The following is a 7,242-nucleotide window of genomic DNA, read 5'->3' as shown; positions in this document are numbered from 1 at the left end:
CGGAAGTTAAGCCTCTCTGCGCCGATGGTACTGCGAGGGGGACCTCGTGGGAGACTAGGACGCCGCCGGACTTCTTTATAGCAAACCCCCCGAACCTGGTTCGGGGGGTTTGTTGCATTTACAGACCCTTTCGTAGGGCAACAGGCCGGCAACCAGGGCCGCCAGCGGTGCGGACTGGCGTGGGGGCGGTGGAGGAGTGCTCCCGAAAAGTTGGGAGTAGGCCCCCTCTGCTGGGATGATGGTCCTTATGACTGACAACTCCACACCGGACGAAGGCCAGGGCAACCGCGGGCGAGACGGCGAGAACTACGAACGTCGCGCTCCGCGAAGCGGCGGTGCGCCGCGAGGCTCCCGCGGAACCGGACGCGACGATGACCGTCGCGGCCCGCGTCAGGGTGGGGAGGGGCGCAGCTGGGGCGGTCGGGATGACCGTCGTGGTCCGCGCCGTGATGATGACCGTCGTCCTCCTCGTGCTGAGGGTGAGCGCCGTCCGTGGGGTGACCGTGACGACCGCCGTGGCCCCCGCCCCGAGGGAGAACGCCGTCCGTGGGGTGACCGTGACGATCGTCGTGGTCCCCGCCGCGATGATGACCGTCGTCCTCCTCGCTCTGAGGGTGAGCGTCGTCCGTGGGGTGACCGTGACGATCGTCGTGGTCCCCGTCGCGATGACGACCGTCGTCCTCCTCGCTCTGAGGGCGAACGCCGTCCGTGGGGTGACCGTGACGACCGCCGCGGCCCCCGCCCCGAGGGAGAACGCCGTCCGTGGGGTGACCGTGACGACCGCCGTGGCCCCCGCCGCGATGATGACCGTCGTCCTCCTCGTGCTGAGGGTGAGCGTCGTCCGTGGGGTGACCGCGAGGACCGCCGCGGCCCGCGCCGCGACGACGACCGTCGTGGCCCCCGCCCCGAGGGCGAACGCCGTCCGTGGGGTGACCGTGACGACCGCCGTGGCCCCCGCCGCGACGATGACCGTCGTCCTCCTCGCTCTGAGGGTGAGCGTCGTCCGTGGGGTGACCGTGACGATCGTCGTGGGCCGCGCCGCGATGACGACCGTCGTCCTCCTCGCTCTGAGGGTGAGCGTCGTCCGTGGGGTGACCGTGACGACCGCCGCGGCCCGCGCCGCGACGATGACCGTCGTCCTCCTCGCTCTGAGGGTGAGCGTCGTCCGTGGGGTGACCGCGATGACCGTCGTGGGCCGCGCCGCGATGACGACCGTCGTCCTCCTCGCTCTGAGGGTGAGCGTCATCCGTGGGGTGACCGCGAGGACCGCCGCGGCCCGCGCCGCGACGACGACCGTCGTGGCCCCCGCGCTGAAGGCGAGCGCCGTCCGTGGGGTGACCGCGACGACCGCCGCGGCCCCCGCCGCGACGACGACCGTCGTGGCCCCCGCTCCGAGGGTGAACGCCGTCCGTGGGCCGACCGCGATGACCGCGGCCCTCGCCGCGATGATGATCGACGCTGGGACCGTGACGATCGGGAAGAGCGCGTCCACCGCCCCGGCACTGCACCGCGCGCGGACGAACCCGCGACCCCGCTGGAATACGACGAGAAGGAACTACATCCCGGTGTGAAGGCCGAGCTCAGGGGCCTCCCGAAGGACCTGGCCGCTACGGTCGCCGCGCATATCTGGGCCGCAGGGCAGTACATTGACACCGACCCCGCACTTGCCTTCCGTCACGCGGAGGCAGCGAGGCGTCGTGCCGGCCGGCTCCCGATCGTTCGTGAAGCGGCCGCTGAGACCGCCTACGCCGCCGGCGAGTTCGCCGTGGCACTGCGCGAGTTCCGCGCAATCCGCCGGATGTCCGGGGGCGATGAACTGATCCCGCTGATCGCCGACTGCGAGCGCGCCCTCGGGCGGCACCACGAAGCGCTCGACGTGCTCAATGAGCTGAACCCGAAGCATCCGGACGTGAACCTGCACATCGAGTGCCTCCTGGTGGAGGCCGGCATTCGCGATGACCTCGGTCAGCGCGACGAAGCCCTCCGCCTGCTGAAGGCGGCCATCTCCCGCAAGGTTGGCCCGCCCCACGCCCAGGCGCGCCTGCAGTACGCGCTGGCGAACCTCCTTGAGGAGAGCGGCGACAGCGCTGCTGCCCGCGAGTGGTTCACGTCAGCCTCTGAACTCGACCGCTCGGGTGACCTGGATATCGCCGAGCGCCTCGCGGAGATCGACGGCATCACGCTGCCCGATTTCACTGAGGAAGAGGAAGAGGAAGAGGACGACGAGGACGAGTCTGCAGAGGATCTCGACCGGGACGAGAGCGGCGCCGACGAGTTCGACGACGAGGATGACGATCCCGACGAGGACGACGAGGACGAGGACGACCACGACGACGAGGACGACGAGGACGACGAGGACGACGAGGACGACGAGGACGACGAGGACGACCACGACGACGACATCGAAGACGACGATGACGACATTGAAGACGATGACGACGAACTCGACGATGACGACGACCTTGGAGACGCCGAAGCACTCGACCTCGTCGAATCGGGGGAGGACCTTGAGTCAGAGTCCCAGCCCGAGGACGACGTCGACCTGGAGGGACAGGACTTCGCTGCGGAGGAGGCGCCGGCTGTGGGCGACGACGTCGAGACTGTCGACTCCACCGATGTGACGACGGAGGATGCCGAACCCAAGGACGCGACCATCCGCACCGAAGGGCTACCGGCGGGGGTTGACGAGCCGGTGACCGATACGCTGGTGGAGCCGACGACGGAGGAGACCGAGCGATGATCAAGGCCCTTGCCGCTGACTATGACGCAGCTCTGTTCGACCTCGACGGAGTGATCTACCTCGGCCCGTACGCGGTCGAGGGCATTCCCGAGGCGCTGGAGGAACTGCGTTCCCGCGGCACCCACGTGGGCTTCGTCACCAACAACGCCGCGCGTACCCCCGCAGCTGTCGCGGAGCACCTCGAGGAACTCGGGATCCGCGCCAGCGAGGGGGACGTGGTGAACTCCACGCAGGCGACCCTACGCATGCTGGTGGCAGATCTCCCGGCCGGCGCGAAGATCCTCGCCGTGGGCACTGACGCCCTCGCCCAGCAGCTCGCGGGCGCCGGGTTCACCGTCGTCGACTCCCTCGATGATGAACCGATGGCCGTCGTGCAGGGATACCACCCGACGCTGGAGTGGACCCGTCTGGAGGACGCAGCCCTGGCGATCCAGCGCGGCGCCGTCTGGTACGCCACCAACCCCGATCTGACCAGGCCCTCCGAGCGCGGGATCGTGCCCGGGCTGGGCTCCCAGGTCGGCGTGGTGCGCAACTGCGTGGCGATCGACCCGAAGATCGCCGGCAAGCCGTACCGTCCGCTGCTCGATGAAACCGTGCTCCGCCTCAGCGCGGCGCACCCCATCTTCGTGGGTGACCGCACCGACACGGACATCCTGGGCGCCAACAACGTCGGCATGGATTCGCTGTTCGTGTTCACCGGCGCCCATGGCAAGGCAGACCTCGACGTCGCCCCGCCGGCGTTCCGCCCCACCCACATCGGTTTCGACGCCACCGCGCTGCTCGAGCCCAAACGGGAGGCCGAATTCCAAGGGCAGCGCTACATCTGTGGCTACCAGGAGGTCGACTTCACCGACGGGGTGGGCTACCTGTCCACCCGGCCAGTCACCCGCGACGAGCAGCTCGATGCCCTCTGGGCCGGCCTCCAGGCGCGGTGGCGCTTCGACGTGGACATCTCGAACGTCCTCAACTCGCTGGACCTCCTGAGGTGAGCGAGGGGGCGACACCGAGGAGCGCCGCGCCCGCCGAGGTTCGGCGGGTCGAGTTGGTGGGCGAGGTCATGGCGGGCCTCGAGTCGCTGGACGACCTGCCGCTCGAAGAGCAGACGGCGAAGCTGACCGAGGCGCAGTCGGTGCTCCAGGCGGTGCTCAACAACGACCCCAACCTCACGCAGTTGGGGATCCCCGGCGTCGCACGGTGAGACTCGACATCGCCCTCGTCGAGCGTGGACTGGCGCGGTCCCGCACGCATGCGGCCGCGCTCATCGCCGGAGGGCGCGTGAGCGTCAACGGAACGGCGGCGGCCAAGGCGTCGCTGCGCGTCGGCTACGAGGACGACCTCGTTGCGGACGCGGAGCGTTGGGTCTCCCGCGCCGCCCACAAGCTGTTGGGGGCCCTTGACGCGTCAGGCTTCACCGTCCGGGGCAGGGTGCTCGATGCAGGAGCCTCCACCGGCGGCTTCACCCAGGTCTGCCTCGAGCGAGGCGCAGACCTGGTCTACGCCGTCGACGTGGGCCACGACCAGTTGGTCGCTGAGCTCCGCTCGGACCCTCGCGTGCGCGTCCACGAAGGTCTCAACCTGCGTGACCTCACTCTCGAGCATCTCGACGGTGAACCCGTCGACCGGATCGTCGGCGACATCTCCTTCATCTCCCTGCGTCTCCTGCTCCAGCCCCTCCTCGGCGTGCTGCCGGCAGACGGCGAGGCGCTCCTTCTCGTCAAGCCCCAGTTCGAGGTGGGCCGCGAACGGCTCGGCTCCGGCGGTGTCGTCCGGGACGAGAAGCTGCGCATCGAGGCGGTCGACGTGGTGGTCTCCGACGCCGAATCCCTCGGTTGGATCGAGCGGTGGCGCGGCATCAGCGAACTGCCCGGCGCATCGGGCAACGTGGAGTACTTCGTCCGGCTGACTCGGTAGGCTGGGCGCGTGAATAAGCGAACCGTGGCCGTCCTCGTCCACCCTGACCGGGAGGAGGCCCTCGACAACGCGATCGCGTTCATGGCGGACCTCCACAGGATGGGCTTCGACTTCCTCGTCTTCGACGACGATGTCGAGCGGATCGCCGCCCAGGTGAGCCCAGCCGTCGAGTTCCAGGCCCTGGACAACCGCATGGCGGAACTGGCCGTGGTGTTCGGTGGCGACGGCACCATCCTGCGCGCTGCGGAGTGGGCGCTGCCGCTGGGCGTGCCCCTACTCGGGGTGAACCTGGGTCATGTGGGCTTCCTCGCCGAACTCGAGCCGTCTGATCTGCACGAACTGGCCACCGTCGTCGAGGAGCGCCGCTACCAGGTGGAGGAGCGCCTCGCCCTGGAGGTGCGGGTCACCGACCGCGACGGCAACCTCACGTGGACTTCCTCGGCGGTCAACGAGGTGTCGCTGGAGAAGATGGCCCGCGAGCGTATGCTCAACGTCCTGGTGAGCATCGACGACCGCCCGCTCTCGCGCTGGGGCTGCGACGGGGTGCTCGTGTCCACCCCTACCGGCTCCACCGCCTACGCCTTCTCCGCAGGCGGGCCCGTCGTCTGGCCCGACGTGAAGGCCATGCTCGTGGTGCCCATCGCGGCCCACGCGCTGTTCAACCGCCCCATGGTTCTGAGCCCCTCGTCGAAGGTGCGGCTCCACATCACCCCGGACCTCCCCGCGCGCGGCATCCTGTGGTGCGACGGGCGCAGGAGCCACGAGGTCGCCGACGGTGAGACCGTCGAAGTCACCCAGCTCGGCGTCCACCTGCGCCTGGCCCGCTTCGGCGAGCAGCCGTTCACCACCAGACTCGTGAAGAAGTTCGCGCTGCCCGTCCACGGGTGGCGCAAGCAGACGGAGAAGTAGATGCTCACCGCGTTGCGGATGACAGCCTTCGGAGTGGTCGACATGGCCGAACTCGAACTGGGGCCGGGCCTCACCGCCCTGACCGGCGAGACGGGTGCCGGCAAGACCATGATCGTCTCGGGCCTCGGCCACCTCCTGGGTAGCCGCGGCGACGCGGGGATCGTGCGGCGCGGCGCGGACCGGGCCGTCGTGGAGGGCCGCTGGGAAGTGGCCGAAGACCTGGCCGCGCGCGTCCGTGACCTGGGCGGAGACGCCGAGGACGGCGAGCTGGTCACGCTGCGGCAGGTGACGGCTCAGGGCCGCTCCCGCGCGGTGCTCGGAGGCGTGGGCGTCCCCATCTCCGCGTTGGCGGACGTCATCGGCGAGATCGCCACGATCCACGGGCAGTCAGGCCAGATCCGGCTGTCCAGCCCGGACCGCCAGCGCGAACTGCTCGACGCGCACGCCAAGCCCGGGGAGTTGGCCGGCTACCGGGCCCATTTTGCGGAGCGGAAAGCGGCGGCCGCCGAACTGCAGGAGCTCGAGGAGCAGTCCATGGCCCGCGCCCGCGAGGCCGACATGCTGCGCTTCGGTCTGGAGGAGATCGGCGCCGTGGATCCGCAGCCGGGTGAGGATGACGCGCTGGCCGCAGAGCAGGCCAAGCTCATGGACCTGGACGACCTGCGCAGCCTCGCGGCCACCGCGCACGAGGCGTTGAGCGGCTCGGAGACCGACTTCGATGCTCCCGGCGCCGTCGGCCTTGCCGGGGAGGCACGCAAGGCGCTCGCGGCCCTGGCTGAACGCGACGAGGCCGCCGCCTTGCTCGCGAGCCGTGCTGTTGAGCTCACGATGCTGGCGGGAGACCTCGCCGCGGACGTGGCCGGCTACGTGGACGACCTGGTGGCTGACCCCCTCCGCCTCGAAGCGGTGGGGCAGCGGCGCGGCGCCCTGGCGGGCCTCACCCGCAAGTACGGCACCACCGTCGACGAGGTGCTCAGTTGGGCTCAGACGTCTGCGGCCAGGCTGGGCCAGCTGGTCGGCAGCGACGAGCGTATCGACACGCTGCGCGCCCGCGTCGCCGAACTCGATGCCGCGCTCGCGGCGGACGCGGCGGCCATCTCGGCGGCCCGGCACCGGGCGGCCGACGACCTCGCGGAACGCGTCAAGGGCGAGCTGGAAGCGCTGGCCATGCCGCATGCCGAACTCCGCTTCGCCGTCACCGACGCGCCCATCGGGCCGCACGGGGCGGACCGCATCGAACTGCTCTTCACCGCCAACCCGGGCTCCGAACCCGCGCCGCTGGGCAAGGTGGCATCCGGCGGCGAACTCTCGCGCGTCAGGCTCGCGCTCGAGGTCGTGCTGGCAGACGCCGGCGCGCAGCACACCTATGTGTTCGACGAGGTGGACGCGGGCGTGGGCGGCGCCGTGGGCCTGGAGATCGGGCGGCGGCTGCAACGACTGGCCGGCCACAGCCAGGTGATCGTCGTGACCCACCTGGCCCAGGTGGCCGCGTTCGCAGACGCCCACTTCGTGGTGGCCAAGGAGTCCGACGGCCAAGTGACCACTTCGGGTGTGCGTCTACTCACCCAGCACCAGCGCGCCGCAGAACTGGCCCGTATGATGGGCGGCGCCTCCTCATCGACGAAGGGGATCGAGCACGCACAGGAGCTGCTCGCACAAGCTGCCCGGTAGGGGGAATATCG

At 70.1% G+C, this 7,242-nt stretch carries 7 protein-coding genes and 1 rRNA gene; all 8 read left to right on the top strand.

Going from position 1 to position 7,242, the window contains the following annotated elements:
- Positions 1-71: ribosomal RNA gene (gene rrf, locus H5393_RS10520) — 5S ribosomal RNA — on the top strand; the annotation flags it as partial.
- Positions 72-425: 354 nt separating this feature from the next.
- Positions 426-1,571, top strand: a complete 1,146-nt coding sequence (locus tag H5393_RS10515) for a hypothetical protein (protein ID WP_182766609.1) — start codon at positions 426-428, stop codon at positions 1,569-1,571.
- Positions 1,568-2,740, top strand: a complete 1,173-nt coding sequence (locus tag H5393_RS10510) for a tetratricopeptide repeat protein (protein WP_182766608.1) — start codon at positions 1,568-1,570, stop codon at positions 2,738-2,740. The genes H5393_RS10515 and H5393_RS10510 overlap by 4 nt, the downstream gene beginning before the upstream one ends.
- Positions 2,737-3,729 carry an HAD-IIA family hydrolase gene (locus H5393_RS10505; RefSeq protein WP_182766607.1) on the top strand — a complete coding sequence of 331 codons (993 nt, stop codon included), beginning with the start codon at positions 2,737-2,739 and terminating at the stop codon, positions 3,727-3,729. The genes H5393_RS10510 and H5393_RS10505 overlap by 4 nt, the downstream gene beginning before the upstream one ends.
- The gene (locus tag H5393_RS10500) at positions 3,726-3,938 is read left to right on the top strand and encodes a hypothetical protein (protein ID WP_182766606.1); all 213 of its coding nucleotides are present in this window, start codon (positions 3,726-3,728) and stop codon (positions 3,936-3,938) included. The genes H5393_RS10505 and H5393_RS10500 overlap by 4 nt, the downstream gene beginning before the upstream one ends.
- Entirely contained in the window at positions 3,935-4,651 is a 717-nt protein-coding gene (locus H5393_RS10495) for a TlyA family RNA methyltransferase (protein WP_182766605.1), read from the top strand. The genes H5393_RS10500 and H5393_RS10495 overlap by 4 nt, the downstream gene beginning before the upstream one ends.
- A gap of 9 nt (positions 4,652-4,660) precedes the next feature.
- Complete coding sequence (locus H5393_RS10490; RefSeq protein WP_182766604.1) at positions 4,661-5,560, top strand: NAD kinase; 900 nt, start codon at positions 4,661-4,663, stop codon at positions 5,558-5,560.
- The gene (recN, locus tag H5393_RS10485) at positions 5,561-7,231 is read left to right on the top strand and encodes a DNA repair protein RecN (protein ID WP_182766603.1); all 1,671 of its coding nucleotides are present in this window, start codon (positions 5,561-5,563) and stop codon (positions 7,229-7,231) included.
- Positions 7,232-7,242 lie beyond the last annotated feature (11 nt).

Source organism: Tessaracoccus sp. MC1756 (assembly GCF_014164735.1).
In the GTDB taxonomy this organism is placed as follows: Bacteria; Actinomycetota; Actinomycetes; order Propionibacteriales; family Propionibacteriaceae; genus Arachnia.
Note: the sequence above shows the minus strand (reverse complement) of the source record. Positions and strands in the feature narration are given on the sequence as shown.